The organism is Chryseobacterium sp. BGA-UO-ETr-SB22, assembly GCF_059567885.1.
In genome coordinates, this window is sequence record NZ_JCAQOV010000005.1 from 453928 (window position 1) to 473036 (window position 19109).

General features: G+C 37.4%; 17 protein-coding genes. 5 read left to right on the forward strand and 12 right to left on the reverse strand.

Annotated elements, in window-relative coordinates:
• Window positions 1-21 precede the first annotated feature (21 nt).
• Window positions 22-717, forward strand: a complete 696-nt coding sequence (locus AC57AW_RS09375) for a DedA family protein (protein WP_496351642.1) — start codon at window positions 22-24, stop codon at window positions 715-717.
• Window positions 718-1051: 334 nt separating this feature from the next.
• On the opposite strand, the gene AC57AW_RS09380 is transcribed toward AC57AW_RS09375, so the two are convergent.
• The 3 genes from AC57AW_RS09380 to AC57AW_RS09390 form a co-directional block, all read right to left on the reverse strand.
• Window positions 1052-1921, reverse strand: coding sequence for an alpha/beta hydrolase (locus tag AC57AW_RS09380; RefSeq protein WP_496351643.1), 870 nt, complete (start codon window positions 1919-1921; stop codon window positions 1052-1054).
• 50 nt (window positions 1922-1971) lie between these two features.
• Entirely contained in the window at window positions 1972-3363 is a 1392-nt protein-coding gene (locus AC57AW_RS09385) for a serine hydrolase (protein WP_496351644.1), read from the reverse strand.
• Between the two features lie 122 nt (window positions 3364-3485).
• Complete coding sequence (locus tag AC57AW_RS09390; RefSeq protein ID WP_496351645.1) at window positions 3486-3962, reverse strand: tetratricopeptide repeat protein; 477 nt, start codon at window positions 3960-3962, stop codon at window positions 3486-3488.
• 155 nt (window positions 3963-4117) lie between these two features.
• Between AC57AW_RS09390 and AC57AW_RS09395 the strand changes: the two genes are divergently transcribed.
• Window positions 4118-5002: a DUF808 domain-containing protein gene (locus AC57AW_RS09395; protein WP_496351646.1), complete on the forward strand. Its 885-nt coding sequence runs from the start codon at window positions 4118-4120 to the stop codon at window positions 5000-5002.
• Window positions 5003-5145: 143 nt separating this feature from the next.
• Here AC57AW_RS09395 and dnaJ read toward each other — a convergent pair whose 3' ends face one another.
• From dnaJ to proS, 5 genes are all read right to left on the reverse strand, one after another.
• Window positions 5146-6264, reverse strand: coding sequence for a molecular chaperone DnaJ (gene dnaJ / locus AC57AW_RS09400; RefSeq protein WP_318848214.1), 1119 nt, complete (start codon window positions 6262-6264; stop codon window positions 5146-5148).
• Between the two features lie 100 nt (window positions 6265-6364).
• Window positions 6365-6901: a nucleotide exchange factor GrpE gene (locus AC57AW_RS09405; protein WP_496351647.1), complete on the reverse strand. Its 537-nt coding sequence runs from the start codon at window positions 6899-6901 to the stop codon at window positions 6365-6367.
• A gap of 219 nt (window positions 6902-7120) precedes the next feature.
• Window positions 7121-8455, reverse strand: coding sequence for an Nramp family divalent metal transporter (locus AC57AW_RS09410; protein ID WP_496351648.1), 1335 nt, complete (start codon window positions 8453-8455; stop codon window positions 7121-7123).
• A 113-nt stretch (window positions 8456-8568) separates the two neighbouring features.
• Window positions 8569-9897: a DUF937 domain-containing protein gene (locus AC57AW_RS09415; protein WP_496351649.1), complete on the reverse strand. Its 1329-nt coding sequence runs from the start codon at window positions 9895-9897 to the stop codon at window positions 8569-8571.
• Window positions 9898-10015: 118 nt separating this feature from the next.
• Window positions 10016-11491 carry a proline--tRNA ligase gene (gene proS, locus AC57AW_RS09420; RefSeq protein ID WP_496351650.1) on the reverse strand — a complete coding sequence of 492 codons (1476 nt, stop codon included), beginning with the start codon at window positions 11489-11491 and terminating at the stop codon, window positions 10016-10018.
• Between the two features lie 144 nt (window positions 11492-11635).
• Between proS and AC57AW_RS09425 the strand changes: the two genes are divergently transcribed.
• Both AC57AW_RS09425 and AC57AW_RS09430 read left to right on the forward strand, forming a co-directional pair.
• A complete protein-coding gene (locus AC57AW_RS09425) occupies window positions 11636-12751 on the forward strand; it encodes a prolyl-tRNA synthetase (RefSeq protein ID WP_318848210.1) in 1116 nt (371 codons plus the stop codon).
• A gap of 29 nt (window positions 12752-12780) precedes the next feature.
• Window positions 12781-14190, forward strand: coding sequence for an OmpP1/FadL family transporter (locus AC57AW_RS09430; protein WP_496351651.1), 1410 nt, complete (start codon window positions 12781-12783; stop codon window positions 14188-14190).
• Between the two features lie 57 nt (window positions 14191-14247).
• On the opposite strand, the gene AC57AW_RS09435 is transcribed toward AC57AW_RS09430, so the two are convergent.
• Both AC57AW_RS09435 and AC57AW_RS09440 read right to left on the reverse strand, forming a co-directional pair.
• Entirely contained in the window at window positions 14248-14976 is a 729-nt protein-coding gene (locus AC57AW_RS09435; protein ID WP_496351652.1) for a ZIP family metal transporter, read from the reverse strand.
• Window positions 14976-15701, reverse strand: a complete 726-nt coding sequence (locus AC57AW_RS09440; protein WP_318848207.1) for a class I SAM-dependent DNA methyltransferase — start codon at window positions 15699-15701, stop codon at window positions 14976-14978. The genes AC57AW_RS09435 and AC57AW_RS09440 overlap by 1 nt, the downstream gene beginning before the upstream one ends.
• 137 nt (window positions 15702-15838) lie before the next feature.
• Between AC57AW_RS09440 and AC57AW_RS09445 the strand changes: the two genes are divergently transcribed.
• Entirely contained in the window at window positions 15839-17002 is a 1164-nt protein-coding gene (locus tag AC57AW_RS09445; protein ID WP_496351653.1) for a THUMP domain-containing class I SAM-dependent RNA methyltransferase, read from the forward strand.
• A 246-nt stretch (window positions 17003-17248) separates the two neighbouring features.
• On the opposite strand, the gene AC57AW_RS09450 is transcribed toward AC57AW_RS09445, so the two are convergent.
• Both AC57AW_RS09450 and AC57AW_RS09455 read right to left on the reverse strand, forming a co-directional pair.
• Window positions 17249-18055, reverse strand: coding sequence for a helix-turn-helix domain-containing protein (locus tag AC57AW_RS09450; RefSeq protein WP_496351654.1), 807 nt, complete (start codon window positions 18053-18055; stop codon window positions 17249-17251).
• 39 nt (window positions 18056-18094) lie between these two features.
• The gene (locus tag AC57AW_RS09455) at window positions 18095-19108 is read right to left on the reverse strand and encodes an SDR family NAD(P)-dependent oxidoreductase (RefSeq protein ID WP_496351655.1); all 1014 of its coding nucleotides are present in this window, start codon (window positions 19106-19108) and stop codon (window positions 18095-18097) included.
• Window position 19109: the final 1 nt, after the last annotated feature.

Consider the following 19109-nt stretch of genomic DNA (forward strand, 5'->3'; position numbering starts at 1 on the left):
TTTTGTTGTTCATCGATATTTATGGAAGATTTCAATAGCTGGAAGGATTTATTAAACCCGGAGTTTTATATTAAAATGGGAGGGTTTTGGCTTATTTTATTTATTATTTTTGCTGAAACAGGTCTTTTTGTAGGGTTCTTCCTGCCTGGAGATTCACTTTTGTTTGTTTCGGGGATTTATGCTGTTGAAATCATCAAAGAGACTTTTGGATCTACAGGAAGTGATTTCTTAGATACCACAATATTAGCTTCAGGAGTTGCTATTGCCGCCATTATCGGGAACGAAGTAGGATATTACTTTGGAAGAAAAGCAGGACCTGCATTATATAAAAGACCAGATTCAATGCTTTTCAAGAAAAAATACCTTTATCAGGCTCATGATTTCTTTGAAAAACACGGTGCATTAGCTATTATTATGGCGAGATTCTTACCTGTGGTGAGAACTTTTACTCCCATTGTAGCTGGAATTGTGAAGATGGATAAAAAGGAATTCTTAAGAGATAATGTTATTGGTGCTATATTATGGTCATTCATTCTGATCTTTGCCGGACATTATCTGGACAAGTTGTTTATGGAGCAGTTTGGAATCAACTTAAAAGAAAAACTGGAGTACATTATCATCGTCATTGTATTGGTAACAACTCTTCCTGTAATTTTCAAGTTTGTATTCGGGAAAAAAGAAGATCTTTCCAAATATGAAGATCAGGACTTTGAATAAGAATTAATTCAATCAAAAATATACAGCCGTCTCAGAAATGAGGCGGCTTTTTTATGTATGAGAAATGTTTTTTTTACCACGCAAAGCTCGCAAGGTTATTATTATGATCCGTTACTTTTCGTTCGCAGAGGCGCTTCACTTAGCTAAGTAATTTGCCTCGCTGAACGAAGTGTCTTTGCGATTGATAGAATATAAGCTTTAAAATTTCTTTACGAACGTAGCGTTTTTTAAATAGATCTACCAGACAAAAATTTTTTATGCTGGATACTTAAAAGATTCTTATGAATGAATTGTTTAAAATAGTAGTTTAATTATTTATTGCATTAAATAATAGCTATTTTTTAATCCATTCCAGAATATTGGGATAGATGATACTGTCTCTCTTTCTTTTACTGAAGAACCTTGGAGCATGACCTGCTCCTTTCATGAAGATAAATTTGTGGGGAACGTTCATCTTGGTAAGCGCTGAATCCATGGCAATTCCCTGATGCTGATTGACCAGAAAATCATTATTCCCCTGAAACAGTAAGGTAGGAACATTGGTAATATTCGCAATAGGACTGGCTTCCTTAAAGGCTTCAGAAACATTTTTCCTTTCAAATTTACTGCCTACTACCTTCTGAAAAGTGAGAGAAGTATATTTGGAATAAAAAGAGTTAAGATACTCAGAACTGTAAAAATCTGTAGGTCCGCTGAGAGAAATAATCTTTTTGATCTGATCAGAATGCTGATATCCGTAAAGTAACGCCAGATGTCCGCCGGCACTTTCTCCCAGAAGAATATAATTGTTGGGCTGAAGTTCTGCTTTGTCGGTTAAAGAATTGAATTTTTCAACCACCAGACCAATATCCTCAAGCTGCTCTTTGTAAGTGATTTTTTTCTTGGCAGAAACCAATCGGTAATTCATACTGATACTCGGAATCTTGTTTTCAAAAAGCATTTTCTGAACCTGTATCATGTGCTCCTTTTTACCTAAAGTCCACGCTCCGCCATGAATGATAAGAACTACGGGAGAATCTTCAGCATAATCTTTCGGAAGAAAGACATCCATTTTCTGTCTTTTATGCTCGCCGTATTTCAAATTATAAATTTTCTGCTGGCCTCCGGGACCCACCCAGACTCTGAATTTCGTATTGCAGGACTGCAGGACGAAACCAATGCATCCCATAACGAAAAAATGATACCTGAGAATGAGCCTTTTCATTAATTAAATTTACAAAAAAATAGATGTATTACCAATGATCACTATTAAAATTAAAGCCTTTCAGCGGTTTTTGATGAAAGTCCTTTTTTGATCATAACTGCATCTTTTTCTGCCTTTTTGAAAATGAAAGAAATTTCGCTGTCATCATCCTGCAGGAAAAATTCATTCTCTTTTTCAGCCAGCATTCTCACTTTTGGGTTAGTATTGCTCTGAATAAAGAGCTGGCCATTTTCGTACAGAATATGAATAATACTATTGTCCGCAAGTTTATAATTACCGGCATATTTTTTAAGTAAATCAGTACTTAAAGTGACTTCTTTCTTAGGCTGGGGAAGAGTATAGGTTTGATCTAAAAGGGCTGCTAAAATAGTGTTCCCAGCTTTTTCCAGCTTTTTACTCGTGATATTATTGAGAAGAATAATACTGAGATCCTCTTCAGGAAGCATAGCGAAATAGCTTGTAGAGCCCTCTATATTTCCGCCATGGTTGATGAGTTTTTTCCCATAAAGATCATCAATAAACCATCCGTAACCATAGCCGCTCAAATAAGGTGTTGTAGCTTTTTTAAATGTTTCTTTGGATACAATTGTATAGTCCCTTAATCCTTTGTAATAATTGTACAGGTCTTCAGCCGTACTGTAAATCTGTCCTGCAGGCCCCGTTAATGAAGAATTCCATATTTCTGTTTTTTCTTGTTTTGTTTTTGAAATATAAGAATAGGGAATCGTTTTATATGGGCTTTTCAGAGTTAGATAATTAAAGCCTGTATGAGTCATCTTCAGAGGGTTTAATATCGTTTTCCTTACTGCATCTTCATAAGAAAGTCCTGTTGCTTTCTCAATAATAATTCCCAGTAGAATATACCCTGAATTGGTATACGAGAATTGAGTGCCTGGCTCAAAATCCAGCGGTTCATTTTTAAAAAAAGAAAGTTCTTTATTTTTGGTGATGATTTCTCTGGTGTGAAGGATACGGAAATACTCCTTATTTCTCAAAGCCTCATAAATTCCCGAGGTGTGGGTAAGAAGATGCTCAATAGTAATTTCATTTCCTCTCGGATAATCGGGAATAAACTTTGAGATAGGATCATGTACAGAAAGTTTTCCCTCTTCACTTAGCTTCATAATCATTAGTGCTGTGAAAGATTTGGTCAAAGAGGCGATCTGATAGATGCTTTCGTCCTGATTCGGTATCTTTTTTTCTACATTTTGCCAGCCGTAAGACTTTTCAAAAATGATTTTATTTTGATAATGAATTAAGGCAGTTCCATTAAATTTATTAATAGCTGCATAGGCTCTTATGATACTATCTATTTCCTGTTTTTTCTTTTCCTGATCAATAGTGTTGATCTTCGTTTCAGTCTGTGCTTTTAGAGGTGAACAGAATATACTGAACATAAAAAGAGAATATAGTAAGACTAAAATAGAAGATTGACGTCGCATAGTATCAGATTTTAAAAACGGTTAAAAGTAAGCAGATTTTTGTTATGCCAGTAGTGTATAATTTGTTACCTGTAAGGGGTTGAATACTCAGCGGGTAATCATTTCAGAATTTATCTGAAGAATTATAGGTCTTCAGCATAGCGTTTCAGAGAGTTATTATACCTGGGAAGATGTTTGGAAATGGCTTTTAGGGTTAGTGATAATGCTTCTTTGTATTCTCCTGCTGAAGAAAGGGAAAGGGCGAGAAAAGAATCAACAGCATCATTCAGTTCATCAGAATAATTTGCTTTTTCTTCTCTTAAAATAAGGATGCTTTCTTCCAGTTTTCCATTATTTCTTAATGTACTTGCCAGCTGGATTCTTGCCCTTCTTCTTCGTAAACCCGTGAGTCCTTGATCTAATGCAGATCTGTAGAGTGGTTCTGCTTCCTTTTCGTGTCCCGTTGAGTCAAAAGCACAGGCTTTCTCAAAATCAGCAATAGCCTGGGAATCCGTTAATAATTCTGTATGATTTTTAATTTGGTGAATAAACTCTTCATTGCTTATTGTTCCGAGTTTTAGCCATATACCCTGTAATTGGGTTTCCCAGTTTTCATCCATTGAATAGATTTTAAACAAAGATATAAAATATTGAAAACGAAGAGTTGCTTTATCGTTCTCATAATTTTCAAAATTATTGTCAGATTATCAATCCAAAAACGGAATTAAATATTTATTTTTGCTGAACTTAACAAAGATTAAAAAATTATTAAAATATGGCATCAGGCTTTTTTGCAATTTTAGATGATATTGCAGCATTGATGGATGATGTAGCAGTTACCAGTAAGATTGCTACCCAAAAGACAGCAGGAATTTTAGGAGATGACCTCGCTGTAAATGCAGAAAAAGCCACTGGCTTTCTTTCTTCAAGGGAAATTCCGGTTTTATGGGCAATTACAAAAGGTTCTTTTATCAACAAACTGATCATTTTGCCTGTCGTTTTTTTACTCAATTGGTTGTATGCTCCAGCTATTAATTATGTATTGATCCTTGGAGGATTCTATCTGGCTTTTGAAGGAGTTGAAAAAGTAATAGAATTTCTTTTTCACCGTGACAAAAAGGGTCATGAAGTTATAGAGGAAATTGTAGAAGACGAAAAAAGTTCTGAAGAAATAGAAAAACAGAAAGTAAAATCGGCAATTACAACGGATTTTATTTTATCAATCGAGATCGTTATTATTGCTTTAGGAACTGTATTGGAAGAAAGCCATCCTTTCATTACGCAGATTTTAGTAACAAGCTTGGTTGCATTTATCGCTACTGTTGGAGTGTATGGAATTGTAGCTTTGATCGTAAGAATGGATGATGCAGGGTTTAAACTCATAAAAAAAAGTAATGATAAAGGTTTTTTCGGGAGGCTTGGGCATGTATTAGTGAAGGCTTTACCTATTGTTATTAAAATATTAGGAGTCGTAGGAACAATTGCTTTAATAATGGTTGCTGGTGGAATTTTTCTACATAGAATAGAATTTTTTCATGGTATACTTCCCACCTGGCCGGATGTTTTGAAAGAGCTTACGCTTGGAGTTGTTGGCGGATTAGGGGCGGTTGCCGTATTTACGTTAGGAAAGGGAATCTATACCTTAGCGGCAAAAAAATAAAACAGAATTAGAATTAAATAACCAAAAAATCCTGTATTCGAAAGAATGCAGGATTTTTTATGATCTGGTTCAAGATTTTAACCTTGAATTTAAAACTTTGAACTTTAAACAAAAAAGAGACTTGTAAAAAGTCTCTTTTTATATTAATTGAATAAATCTTTTACTTTATCAAAAAAAGTTTTTTCTTTTCCGGATGGTTCTGCAACCATTTCTCCGCTGGACATCTGCTTTTCAAAGAAGTCTTTCTGTTCCTTAGTAAGCTTTTGCGGCGTCCATACATTGATGTGGATGAACATATCTCCTTTTCCGTAACTGTCGATGCTTGGAAGTCCTTTTCCTGCCAATCTTAAGATCTTTCCGGATTGAGTTCCCGGATCAACGGTAATTTTTACTTTTCCACCTACAGTAGGAATTTCTTTTTTAGTTCCTAAAGCTGCTTCAGCAAAAGAAACATAGAGTTCCTGGTGAAGATTATCGCCTTCTCTCTTGATCGTCTGATCTACTTCCTCTTCAATGATCACCAATAAATCTCCCGGAATTCCACCAAATGGTGCATCATTCCCTTTTCCTCTTACATTAAGCTGAATCCCGTCTCTTGCTCCTGCCGGAATGTTGATCGTGATTTCCTCTTCATCTTTGATAAGACCCTGTGCATTGGCTCCTGCAGGAATCTTGTCAGCAACTTTTCCAATTCCCTGGCAAGTACTACAAGTTGTTTGAGTCTGCATTTGACCGAACATGGTATTCATTACTTTAAGCTGAACACCGGAACCGTTACAGGTAGGACATGTTTTTGAAGTGGCACCTTCTGCCATCTTCATTTTTTTAACTTTAATGGTTTTCTGAGTACCGTTTACCATTTCCTCAAGATTCAGCTTGATTCTGATTCTTAAATTAGAACCTTTTACCTGCTGACGACCACCGCCGCCACCGCCGAATCCTCCAAAACCACCACCGAAAATATCTCCAAACTGGCTGAAAATATCTTCCATGTTCATTCCGCCTCCGAAGCCCCCGCCTCCAAAACCGCCGTTTCCACCTACTCCGGCATGACCAAACTGGTCATATCTTGCACGTTTCTGATCGTCGCTCAGCACTTCATAAGCTTCAGCTGCTTCTTTAAACTTTTCTTCAGCCTCTTTATCACCAGGATTTTTATCCGGGTGAAATTTAATGGCCATTTTACGGTATGCTTTTTTTATTTCGTCGGCTGATGCAGATTTGCTGATCTCAAGAACCTCGTAATAATCTCTTTTTGACATGACAATTTTATAATTGATTGTTGATAAATGATAAAAGATATTTTAAAGCTAATAAGTGAAATATTCATCCATTATCACTCATCATTTATCATTATTAATTTTAATTTCCTGTTACTACTTTTGCAAAACGGATTACCTTATCACCTAAAGTATATCCTGTTTCAATAACGTCTACGATTTTTCCTTTCAAATCTTCCGATGGAGCAGGGATCTGAGTAATCGCTTCATGGAAATCAACATTAAAGCTGTCACCAGCTCTTACTTCCATTGTTTGTAGGCCTTTTTCGGTAAGTTTATTTTTGAATTTCTGATAGATCAGTTCCACACCCTGAAGGTCAGCCGGATTTCCGTTTTTAGCGATTTCCTTTAATGCTCTTTCAAAATCATCTAAAACCCCTAACATTGAAACCATCATCTCCTGGTTGGCATACTGGAAGAATTCCATCTTCTCTTTGCTTGTTCTTTTTTTATAGTTTTCGAACTCAGCATACAATCTGATGTAACGGTCTTTTTCTTCTGCCAAAAGTTCTTCTGGAGAAGGAGCTGCTGTCACATTGTCCTGAGATGTTGCGTCATTCTGAACAGTGTTTTCTTCCTGATTATTGATGCTTTCTTCGTTAATATCCTGGTTTTCCATAATTCAATATTTATTTACTGATTGTTTGACAAAGAGCCTGCCAAATCTGAAATCAGGACATTAAGGCAGAAAAATGAGTAGTGGTGAATAGTGAATAAATCAATCCGATTTGCTTGTAAATTTGCTCATTAATAATTGACTTTGCAAAACAAAAATTGACTATTGACCATTCATTTAATAATGTCCAATAGTCAATTTAAAAACTATAGTTGTATTTTTTTATTCTCCCATAAACGTTTGATACAAGAGATATAGGTTTAAAACAATGATAATAATGGAAATTGCCCATACACAGATTTTAAGAAACGGTTTATTGACAAATTCTCCCATTTTGGCTTTATCATTAGTAAACATAACCAGTGGGACAACCGCAAAGCTCAGCTGCATGGATAGAATCACCTGGCTTAAAACCAATAATTCGGTCGTTCCCTGTTCACCATAAAGGATAGCGACAATAAGAGCCGGAATTACAGCAATAAGTCTTGTAATGAGTCTTCGAAGCCATGGTTTTAATTTGATATTCAAGAATCCTTCCATTACAATCTGTCCTGCAAGTGTACCGGTCAAAGTTGAGTTTTGTCCGGATGCCAGTAAAGCAATAGCAAACGCAATACTTGCCATTGAAGCACCTAGAATAGGAGTCAGCATTTTGTAGGCATCATGAATATCAGCAACATGTTCGTTCCCTGTTGTATGGAATGTGGCAGCTGCCAGAATAAGTATTGCAGCATTGATGAAGAAGGCCAGCATCAAGGAAACCGTACTGTCTAAGGTAGCAAACTTTATGGCCTCTTTTTTCCCTTCAGTATCTCGGGTGTAATCTCTTGTCTGTACGATACTGCTGTGCAGATACAGGTTGTGGGGCATGACTGTAGCTCCTAAAATCCCAATAGCAATATAGAGCATGGCAGGATTTGTAATGATTTCTTTTTGAGGAACCAATCCTCCCAGAATTTCGTTGAACGCAGGTTGGGAGATCACAATTTCATAAATGAAACAGGCCAGGATAATGAATATAAGACCTCCTACAATACTTTCAATCCATCGGAAACCTTTGGCTTGAAGTAAGAGGATAATTAAAACATCCACCGTGGTAATGACAATTCCCCAGGTCAGCGGAATATGAAATAATAGATTTAAGGCAATCGCAGAGCCAATGACCTCGGCGAGATCACAGGCGGCAATGGCTATTTCACAGAATACCCAAAGAATAAAATTGGTAGTAGGGCTGAAGTGATCTCTGCAGGCCTGTGCAAGATCTCTTTCTGCAACAACTCCGAGTTTTACGGATAAATGCTGCAGAACCATTGCAAAAATATTAGAAATAAGAATGACCGATAATAGAGTATACCCAAACTGGGCTCCTCCGGCGATATCCGTAGCCCAGTTTCCCGGATCCATATATCCTACCGCAATCATCAGTCCCGGTCCGGCAAATGCAAGATACTTCCTCCAGAAATTTCCATTTTTAGGAACTTTGATAGATGAATAAACCTCTGATAAGGAATGAGATGTTTTATCTTTTCGCCAAGCGCTTTTTATATTGAAATTCATAAATGTTAGAAATGACTAACAAATTTAATTAAATAAATGTAAACAGGAGACATCATGGTAAAAAAAATCCCGGAAATTACTTTCCGGGATCTAATTTTTATTGAATCTAAAGATTATTTTGCAAATCTTACAGACATTTTTCTGTCAGCAGCTCTTTCAGCATCAGAAGCTTTAGCATCTACTTTAGCAAACTGACTTCCATAACCATCAGCAGCAATTACCTGTGCACCAACTCCAGCTTTAGCTAAAGCAGCTTTGATGTACTCAGCTCTTGCTTTTGACAATTTTACGTTAGAAGCTTCATTTCCTGTTTTATCAGTATAGCCTCCAACTTTGATTTTTGCATCAGGGAAAGCCTTAAGAATAGCCACCAGGTTATCTAATTGTCCTTGTGAACCTGCTTCAAGTTCTGTAGAACTTCCCATTTTGAAATTAACATGGTCAAAATCGTACCACTTATCTTTCAGTGCGGAATCATCAGCTGCATTTTTGTAAGCTCCGGATTTTAGGAATGTAATCATTTGATCTTCCATACCGCCTTTATAACCTTTCAACATCACTCCGTTAAGATCAATGTTTTCATCGGTTTTAGCTGTAGCCGGAACAGGTGTTGCAGTTCCTGTTGTAGCAGTATCTGCAGTAGAACTTGTTGTAGCGGAATCAGACGTAGCCGTAGTTGTGGTAGTGGTCTGTTTTTTCTCGCACTGTTTCCACAAGAAATATCCGGCTGCCAGTAACAGTAAAAGCGGAAGCAACCATTTCCATATGGAGCCTCCGCCTTGATTATTGTTGTTATTATCGTTAAATTGTTCTCTTATTTCTCTTGCTCCTTCCGAAACATTTTCTCTTGCTGTAGCTACACCTTCTGCGATGTTATCCTTAGCAGTAGAAGTTACCGAAGAAACAGTTTCCTTAGCCTGACCAAACCAATTTTCAGCTCCTAATCCAAAGGAAGCCAAAGAAAGACCTGCCGGCAATAAGGAAGAAATAATGCCTTTCTGATCGTTCAGTAAGCTGGAAATACCTGAAGCACCCAAATTATTGTCTGCTGCATATTTTCCTACTGTGCCTACTGTAGCTCCAGTCACCAGGTTTAACAAAGAACCTGCAGAGGTATTGCTTACTCCTGAAAAACTGGCAATGGAATTAACTAATCCACTTACTTTATCTCCAAAAATTGAAGACAACAAGGTAGAGATAATAGGATTGCTAGACGATCCGCCTAATAAATTTCCTAAAATTCCACTTGAAGAGGCTTGTGTAATAGCATCCACAACGCCAGGCTTATCTGCACTATTGGCCAATCCACCTACTACAGCAGGTAATAATCCGCCAATTGCTTTAGAAATACCGGATTCACTTTCTCCAAACTGCGATGCAGCCTGTGAAACTAAAGCGGGACCTAATTGTCCTTTAATTAAATCAATGACATTTAAAGACATAATAATAAATTTTTTTGATTAATGTTGAGATAAATTTAAACAAAAATCCGTCCAAATGTCATTTTTTTTTGAATATTTCTTTAAAAATTAACGATTTTTTTTAAAATCATTAAAATTATTAATAAGCTTTTGCGAATAATACACGTCTCGCAGATGGTTTACCAGAAACCAATGAAATTCCTTCTTCTACATCATCATCTAAAGGAATACATCTGATCGTAGCTTTCGTTTCTTCCTTGATCTGTTCTTCTTCTTCAGCTGTACCATCCCAGTGTGCATAGATGAAACCACCTTTTTCTTCCAGGACTTTTTTGAATTCTTCGTAAGTATCCACTTTCGTAAAGTTATCTTTTCTGAATTCGAAAGCTTTGTTGTAAAGATCCTGCTGAATTGTTTTCAACAACTCTTCAATATAAGTATCCAAACCGTCAATAGAACGAACTTCTTTTGTCAGATTGTCTCTTCTTGCAATTTCCACTGATTTGTTTTCTAAATCTCTTGGTCCCATTGCGATTCTTACAGGAACTCCTTTCAATTCATATTCTGCAAATTTCCAGCCCGGTTTGTTCTGAGTGTCATTATCAAACTTCACAGAAATACCTTTTGCCTTCAGTTTAGCCTGAATATCCAATGCTACTTCACTGATTTGCTCTAACTGCTCTTCACCTTTAAAGATTGGAACAATCACCACTTGAATTGGTGCCAGAGTAGGAGGCAGTACCAATCCGAAATCATCAGAATGTGTCATAATCAAAGCTCCCATTAAACGTGTTGATGTTCCCCATGATGTAGCCCATGCATGCTCTATTTTCCCTTCTTTGTTGGTGAATTTTACGTCAAATGCTTTTGCGAAATTCTGACCTAAGAAGTGAGATGTTCCTGCCTGTAAAGCTTTTCCATCCTGCATTAATGCTTCGATACAATATGTTTCATCTGCTCCTGCAAATCTTTCAGATGGCGTTTTTAATCCTTGAACTACTGGCATTGCCATAAAGTTTTCTGCAAAATCTGCATATACTTTATTCATTTTTTCTGCTTCTTCAACAGCTTCATCTTTTGTAGCGTGAGCGGTGTGCCCCTCCTGCCATAGGAATTCTGCAGTTCTTAAGAAAAGACGTGTTCTCATTTCCCAACGAACAACATTCGCCCATTGGTTGATCAATATTGGTAGGTCTCTATAAGACTGAATCCAGTTTTTGTATGTATTCCAGATAATAGCTTCTGAAGTAGGACGAACGATAAGTTCTTCTTCCAGTTTTGCATCCGGATCTACAATCAGTTTTGATGGATTGTTCGGATCGGTTTTTAATCTGTAGTGAGTAACAACAGCACATTCTTTTGCAAAACCTTCTGCATTCTTTTCCTCTGCCTCAAATAAGCTCTTGGGCACAAAAAGCGGGAAGTATGCGTTAACGTGACCTGTTTCTTTGAACTTTTTATCCATTTCATCACGCATTTTTTCCCAGATCGCATAGCCATACGGTTTGATCACCATACATCCACGCACGCCTGAGTTTTCAGCTAAATCAGCTTTTACAACCAGCTCATTATACCATTTGCTGTAATCTTCGCTTCTTGAGGTTAATTTTGCCATTATTTTTTAAAATTTTTTTAACTATTGTACATTATTGTTATCTAAAAATAAAAATCTATTTTTGATAGATTTTTTTACCAGTATTTTGGTACATTTTTGGTACAGATTGCAAATATAATTTAAATTAAAAATTTTTACGTTATCATGAAAAGAAATATACATAAAAATTTGCTTGGTCTGCTAAGATCCAAAGGGGTGTTGGCTATATCAGGCGGATTGTTACTTGTGTCTTGTGGTGCTCAGATGGGAGGGTATAGCGAGACAGATGGGGTGTATTACGACCCCAATAAGGATACGCTACCTGAAGGAGTTATCATTAATGATAGCGGAAACAGGGTAGGAGAATATTATGACTATTATCAGGATTCCAATGTCATTCAAAATGCACAGACGAATTCCAGAGAACAGCAAAACAGATATAATGACTGGAGCGGTACCAATACTAATTGGAACTCCAATGCTACAGATTCCGATTGGGGACTTTATTCAGGTTCTCAAACCAACTACTATGATAATTCATGGGGAAGCCCATACTGGGGATACGGTTATGGCGGATATAGCCCATATTGGGGCTGGGGCATGAACCGTGGCTGGGGCTGGGGTGCAAGTATGTCCTGGGGTTGGGGCGGATCATTCGGCTGGGGCTGGGGAGGCTCTTACGGATGGGGAAGTCCATACTGGGGATACGGTTATGGTGGATATTATGATCCATTCTGGGGCGGTTACGGAAACCCTTATTGGGGATACGGAGGCGGTTACTGGGGTGGTGGCTACTACAACAGACCTGTTTATAGAAGAAGCGGTGCCAGTGGTGGTGGATTCCAAAATACGGGTGTAGCCAACGCAGTATACAGAACCAATACAGCCAATTCAGGTTTCAGAAATAATAATGGAGGTTTCAGAAACGGAAATAACGGAGGTTTCAGAGATTCTAACTCAAATGGAGGCTTTAGAAATAGTAATGGAGGATTTAGAAACACAGATAATGGCGGTTTCAGAAATTCCAACTCAAATGGTGGTTTCAGAAATACACAGTCCAATGGTGGATTCCGTAATACTGCACCACAGACAAGACCTAACTATAATTATCAGCAACCACAGCCTAGAAACAACAATAATGGAGGCTTCAGATCTAATGATTCAGGAGGTTTCAGATCTAGCGGCGGCTTCAACTCCGGTGGTGGCGGCTTCAGAGGTGGTTCTTCTGGCGGCGGAGGCGGAATGAGATCCGGCGGCGGAGGCAGAGGTGGCTTCAGATAATTTTCAAACGAATAAACTATTAAAAAATAATGTTAAAAAAATCTTTAGTATTAATGAGTATTTCTGCTGCATTTTATGCGCAGGCTCAGGATGTTTCTGTGATAAGAAATACTGTAGATGTTTACTCAAGTACTCCTATGGTGGGATCGGCTAAATTCAATGCAATGGCTGGAGCTAATGGTGCACTGGGTGGTGATGCAAACTCTTTGCTTACCAACCCGGCAGGTTTAGGGGTAGCTATTTCAGGAGAGGTTTCAGGAACTTTATCTATTTTAGGAAATAAAAACAGCAGCACTTTAGCTGGATCTACTATAGACTATAGCAAAACTAAGGGAGACCTTGGAAATGCAGGCGGGATTATTGCTTTCCCATTGATGACGGAAACGGGATGGAAGTTTATTAATATTGGTATTAATTTCTCCAATCAGTCTCTTGATAATGTAATTCAGTCACCAGGTAATAAGAATATTGTTTACGCTTTTGATAAAAATGATATAACCAAAGATGCTTCATTGGCAGGACATATGTATGAAAGATATGGTAATCTGTCAAAGATGAGCTTTGGGGTAGGAGCGAATTATAATCATAATTTATATTTGGGAGCAGGTTTAAATTTTTTCAACGCTTCAGTTGATCAATATGATACTTTAGCATACCGAAACCTTGCCAATAATTCTACTGAAGCATTCAGTAAGCAGGATACCCCTTATACAGAAAGATCTTCAGGTTTTTCTGCTTCATTAGGGGTTATCGGAAAGCTAAGTCCTAATTTCAGAGTGGGGGCATCCCTTGAAACACCTACATTTTGGTCGATAGACAGAAATTACTATTTCTACAACGACCCTACTTACGGGGATGATATGGGTGCTGAAAACAGAAAGTTTACTTCACCGCTTAAAGCAACGGTGAGTGCTGCGTTTGTAGCAAGTAAAAACTTCTCTTTAAACGTAGATTATACCCTTGGGCTTACAAAACCTGACTATAAAGTATATGGAGGTGCAGAAAGATCACTAAATGACTTCTTTAAGGAGAATTATAAAAACCTTTCTGAAGTAAGAGTAGGAGCTGAATACAGAGTACAACAGTTCAGACTGAGAGGAGGTTACTCTTACCAGTCAAGTCCTTTTGATGCGCTTACGATCAGCAGATTTAATGATGCAGGGAGCGTAGGGGATCAATCTTACAGCAATATGATGCTAAGCGATAGAAATACGCTTGCATTCGGTATCGGGTATGATTTCAAATCTTTCTATGTAGATGCATCTTATCAGAATATCTCATCTAAGTACACTAACCCTTTTATGAGAGGATATATGGATGGTAATTCAGATTCGTCTTACTATTCCGCTAATAAGATCTTCGAAAGTGATGCGTATGCAGCAAGTGAGGTTAAAAATAACAGAAACAATTTCTTCCTTACCGTAGGATGGAAATTCTAAGCTTTCAATAAGCTATATCAATAAAAAAGCTCCGAAGATTCGGAGCTTTTTTATTTTTTAATGAGAGTGAGCAGCAGGATGTTGATGGAAGAGATGCATCATTAATGCAAGTGAAACTCCTAAAATAACCAGTCCTATTTTTACCCAGTCAATATTGTGATTTTTATTGCTTTCAAAAATAATCACAGATGAGATGTGAAGGAAAATTCCGCCTACGATAGCCAGAAAATACGGCTGAAGATCAGGATTGAAATAATTTCCTAGCAGCATTCCCATTGGAGAAGCCAGGGCAAATAAGGCGACAATGAGAATAGAGGGATAAGATGAAGAACTTTTTGATTCTCCTTTTCTGTTGAATAGAAATGCTCCCAGAATGAATGAAATAGGAAGATTGTGAAATACAATTCCCCAAAGATAAGGAGACATCTCATGCTCTTCATTGGCAAGAGGAATCCCTTCAATGAAAGCATGAATGAATAATCCCACCATTAAAGCAGCAGGAAGGATGTTGTGTTCATTATGATGATGGAAGTGTCCATGTTCAAAACCTTTGGTAAGAGCCTCCAGAATCATCTGTAGAAGAACTCCTGCGATTACAAATATCCCAAGATTACTGCTTCCTGCAGAGGTATACACCTGCGGGAAAACTTCATTGAGGCAGATTGTAATTAAAAAACCGGCACTTAAGATCAGTAGATTTTTGGCCAGTTTTTCTTTTTTACCAAAGTGTTTTCCCAGAAATACTCCTGTTATTACACTTAAAATCAGTAAAAGTACTGTTGTCATTATTTTTTCTTAAATAAATTGATGCAACGTGGGGAATTTTCTTTCTTAAATTCATTCAGCTGATAGTCTCCCCAGATTTTTATTCTTTCAAAACCACATTCCGAAGCATAAGCATGAATGGCTTCTAATGGGTGAAGTTTTACTTTTTCAAAGAAATGAAAAGGCTTCCCGTCTGCTTCAAAACGGATGTCTTTGATGACATGTCTGCCTTCTATCTTTTTCATGATCTTGAAGTCTATATCACCGCGGGTGATTGCTGTTTCCGGGACTAAAGTATTTCTTACGTACTCTTCATTCAGATAATCCAGTACAAAATATCCTCCGGGCTTCAATGCATTGTAAACCGACTGGAATACTTTTTTGTCATCATTTTCATTATCAAAATACCCAAAACTTGTAAATAAATTGAATACAGCATCCATAGGGTCTGCATCAATTGGGTTTCTCATATCATGAACTTCAAAAAGCAGGGTTTGATTTTCATATTGTTTATCAGATTCAATACTTTGTCTTGAAAGGTCTAACCCTAAAACATCATACCCTAATTTGTTGAGGAAAACTGAGTGTCTTCCCTTTCCGCAGGCAAGATCTATGATTTTCGACTGAGGCGGAAGCTGAAGGTCCGCTGTGAGCTTTTTAATGAAGTTTTCAGCTTCAGTATAGTCTCTGTTGCTATAAAGCAAATGATAATAAGGGGTATCAAACCAAGATTCAAACCATTCCATAATGCAAAAATAACTAAATTTGTGCGGTTAAAAGCAAAGTATTTTACAACATTAAGAGATTGAGAAATTCAATTGGACAATAAGTTACATAGCTAATCTTTTGATTTTAAAAACTTTAAAACTTTTAATTCATACTTATGGATACAGAAAATATAAAAATACAGATAAAGACATTCTTCGGATTGGAGCCTATTCTTGCCGAAGAAATCAAAAAACTGGGTGGAAAAAATGTTGAAATTAAAAACAGAGCAGTAAATTGTGAAGGAGATTTGGGTTTTCTTTACAAGATCAATTACTCTGCAAGAACAGCATTGAAGATCTTAGTGCCGATTCATGAGTTTAAAGCTTTCAATCAGCATCAGTTTTATGACAGACTATTCAAATTTGAATGGGAAAACTTTATGGATGTAGACCAGTCTTTCTCTATTGATGCTACGGTAAATTCTGAAACGTTCAAGCATTCACAGTTTGTCACGTTAAAAATGAAGGATGCCATCGTGGATTATTTCCAGGATAAATTCAAAAGACGTCCGAATGTGGAGACCAGAGATCCGGATATTAAATTCCATCTTCATATTGACAGAGAGTTGGTGATGATCTCAATGGATTCTTCAGGAGATCCTTTATTTAAAAGAGGGTACAGAAAAGAACAGGGAGAAGCACCTATCAATGAAGTGCTGGCAAGCGGAATGCTTCAGCTGGCAGGATGGGACGGAAAAGGAAATTTCCTTGATCCTATGTGTGGTTCAGGAACATTATTGATTGAAGCGGCTATGATCGCTATGGATCTTCCGGCTCAGATTTTCAGAAAGAGATTTGGATTCCAGAACTGGAATAACTATGATGCAGAATTGTTCTCGAAAATTAAAGAATTCAGAGTTAACAGGGTGAGACCGTTTGATGGGAAAATTGTGGGCTATGATATTGATTCTAGAATGCTGAATGCTGCAAGAATAAATGTGGAAGCAGCAGAGATGGAGGATGTTATCGAGATTAAAAAGCAAAACTTCTTTGAGTCTAAAAAAGAACTTTTCCCTTTATTGATGGTATTCAATCCTCCATACGACGAGAGAATTTCTATTAATGATGATGATTTCTACAAAAAAATAGGAGACACCTTCAAGACTCATTATCCGAATACATTAGCATGGCTGATTTCTTCCGATCTTGAAGCAGTGAAGAAAATAGGTCTGCGTCCTTCAAGAAAGATCAAACTTTTCAACGGAAAGCTGGAAACGAGATTTTTACAGTACGAAATGTATGAAGGAACCAAGAAGGTACATAAATTGGAAGATAAATAAAGATTATATATGTCCTGGAATTTTTTAGATATATTTGACGTGGTTTTGGATGTATTTGGTCTGTTTAGCTCCGGATCAAAATCATCAGGCTCTAAATCTAAAAGAAAGCCTTTAAATCACAATATAATATCTCAAAAGAAAGAACTAAAAGATCCAGATATTTCGCAGAAAAAATAACTGCAATAGATTTCAGTTTAATTAAAATAATAAAAAGAGGCTGTACTCATGTGTATAGCCTCTTTTATTTTATCGTGCCAGTGAAGGGGCAAAACCATACTGCTTTTTAAAAGCATGTGAAAAATGTGACAGGTCCTCAAAGCCTACTTCTAAAAAAACATCAGACGGTTTTTTATTCCTTTTGGATAAATGATAATAGGCCAGTTCAAGCCGTTTTTGCGTAAGCCAACGCTGTGGTGTCGTTTGAAAAATCTTTCTGAAATCTCTGTTGAAAGTAGATAAACTCCTTCCCGTCAGATAGCCATATCGCTCCAAAGGCATATTAAACATATAATTCTTTTCCATGAAATTAATCAGATCTACTTTTCCCGGTTCATCAAAATCTGCGAGTACAGAATCTATATTCTGATCAATTTCCCTTAAAATACTGATGGCTTCAGTGATCTTCAAGTGAGCAATATTTTCAGGAAATGGCCCTTCAATCTCAAAATAAGGAATAAGAGAAGCAAGACAGCTTTTCAGAAGTGGGTGACTGCTAAAGCTGTAAATACTGGATTCCCGCTTCCCGGTTTTCTTCTGGTAATCAACAGAGCTGTAAAATGCTTTCAGACGTTCCGTTGTAAGGTGCATGACCACTGCTTTATGAGGAAGTCTGTCTTTTGGATAATTGATGATTGTGGCAAGATGATTCCTCGGAATCAGAAAAATATCTCCTGCTTTGAACAGATAGGTTTTATCGGCCTGAATAATTTTTGTTTCTCCTGATATGAACCATACCAGCATATGATATTCAAAAACCGTTTCTGTTTTGAACAGCTTGTCGTCATAGCTTGAAAGCTTGATGTCTGGTGTGAGGTATTGCAGCTGGAAATCCATTATCAAAAGTTTTTCATTACAAATGTATTTAAAAAACAGTTATTTGGTGTCAAAGCTGAACCCTAACATCTCTTCACTCAGTTTCCACAGCTGCGCCGCATTTTTTTTGTCAATAGAATAGGGCTGTACCCCACGAATGGTAGCCGGTTCATCAAACCTGTGTTCAATCTGTCCTCTGTCGATCTCCGCAATATCACAGTTTTCACAATAAACCCCGCCAATTTCGTTAAGTTGGGGACTTACAGCGCACCAGATGGTAGTAGCTGCTCCTTGCTGAATAGTTTTTAATCGGGCTTCAACCTCCGGCTTGATATTTCCGTTTTCATCATGCGTTCCAAGTTGCTTAAAAAGCTCAATAGGTTCCTCTCTGCCCAGATCAGTGCCATATACAGAACCCGGATGAAGAGAATAGGCTCTGATATTGTGTTCTTTTCCTCTTTCATCAAGTTCTACGGCAAATAAGTTACAGGCTGTTTTAGATTGTCCGTATCCGGAAAGCGTGTCATACTCTCTTTTCTCAAAATTAGGGTCTTCAAAATCAAAAGGAGCCATCTGATGTCCATATGAAGAAACACTTATAACTCTCGCTCCGTCTGCTTTTTTCAGAGCTGGCCATAACCTTGCGGTAAGTTGAAACTGACCAAGATAATTGGTTGCCAATTGAGATTCAAAACCTCTGCTGTCTCTGCGGAGAGGAACCCACATGATGCCTGCATTATTGATGAGAAGATCCAGACTTCTTCCTGATGATAAGAATCTTTCTGCAAAAGTGTCTATGGATGAAGGATCCATCAGGTCCATTTTTTCAAGTTCAAAATTTTTAATTTCTGAAAGATTTTTTCCTGCTTTTTCAATATCTCTTGCGGGAATAATCACATGTGCTCCGGCTGCAGTAAGGGCTTTTGTAGTTTCGAGGCCGATTCCTGCATAACCGCCGGTAATGATGACTGTTTTTCCGGTAAGATCCATTCCTTTTATTACTTCCTGAGCTGTTGAGTAAACGTTAAAGCCGGATTGAAGAGGCTGTTGTGATGGGTTGATAGTTGATTCCATT

Excerpts from the sequence above, each read along its gene's own strand:
- AC57AW_RS09440 (WP_318848207.1), bottom strand. The coding sequence starts at position 15,701 with ATGGAATGGTTTGAATCTTGGTTTGATACCCCTTATTATCATTTGCTT.
- dnaJ (WP_318848214.1), bottom strand. The coding sequence starts at position 6,264 with ATGTCAAAAAGAGATTATTACGAGGTTCTTGAGATCAGCAAATCTGCA.
- AC57AW_RS09410 (WP_496351648.1), bottom strand. The coding sequence starts at position 8,455 with ATGAATTTCAATATAAAAAGCGCTTGGCGAAAAGATAAAACATCTCAT.
- AC57AW_RS09385 (WP_496351644.1), bottom strand. The coding sequence starts at position 3,363 with ATGCGACGTCAATCTTCTATTTTAGTCTTACTATATTCTCTTTTTATG.
- AC57AW_RS09455 (WP_496351655.1), bottom strand. The coding sequence starts at position 19,108 with ATGGAATCAACTATCAACCCATCACAACAGCCTCTTCAATCCGGCTTT.
- AC57AW_RS09390 (WP_496351645.1), bottom strand. The coding sequence starts at position 3,962 with ATGGATGAAAACTGGGAAACCCAATTACAGGGTATATGGCTAAAACTC.
- AC57AW_RS09380 (WP_496351643.1), bottom strand. The coding sequence starts at position 1,921 with ATGAAAAGGCTCATTCTCAGGTATCATTTTTTCGTTATGGGATGCATT.
- AC57AW_RS09430 (WP_496351651.1), top strand. The coding sequence starts at position 12,781 with ATGTTAAAAAAATCTTTAGTATTAATGAGTATTTCTGCTGCATTTTAT.
- AC57AW_RS09395 (WP_496351646.1), top strand. The coding sequence starts at position 4,118 with ATGGCATCAGGCTTTTTTGCAATTTTAGATGATATTGCAGCATTGATG.
- AC57AW_RS09445 (WP_496351653.1), top strand. The coding sequence starts at position 15,839 with ATGGATACAGAAAATATAAAAATACAGATAAAGACATTCTTCGGATTG.
- AC57AW_RS09425 (WP_318848210.1), top strand. The coding sequence starts at position 11,636 with ATGAAAAGAAATATACATAAAAATTTGCTTGGTCTGCTAAGATCCAAA.
- AC57AW_RS09375 (WP_496351642.1), top strand. The coding sequence starts at position 22 with ATGGAAGATTTCAATAGCTGGAAGGATTTATTAAACCCGGAGTTTTAT.
- AC57AW_RS09415 (WP_496351649.1), bottom strand. The coding sequence starts at position 9,897 with ATGTCTTTAAATGTCATTGATTTAATTAAAGGACAATTAGGTCCCGCT.
- AC57AW_RS09405 (WP_496351647.1), bottom strand. The coding sequence starts at position 6,901 with ATGGAAAACCAGGATATTAACGAAGAAAGCATCAATAATCAGGAAGAA.
- AC57AW_RS09450 (WP_496351654.1), bottom strand. The coding sequence starts at position 18,055 with ATGGATTTCCAGCTGCAATACCTCACACCAGACATCAAGCTTTCAAGC.
- proS (WP_496351650.1), bottom strand. The coding sequence starts at position 11,491 with ATGGCAAAATTAACCTCAAGAAGCGAAGATTACAGCAAATGGTATAAT.
- AC57AW_RS09435 (WP_496351652.1), bottom strand. The coding sequence starts at position 14,976 with ATGACAACAGTACTTTTACTGATTTTAAGTGTAATAACAGGAGTATTT.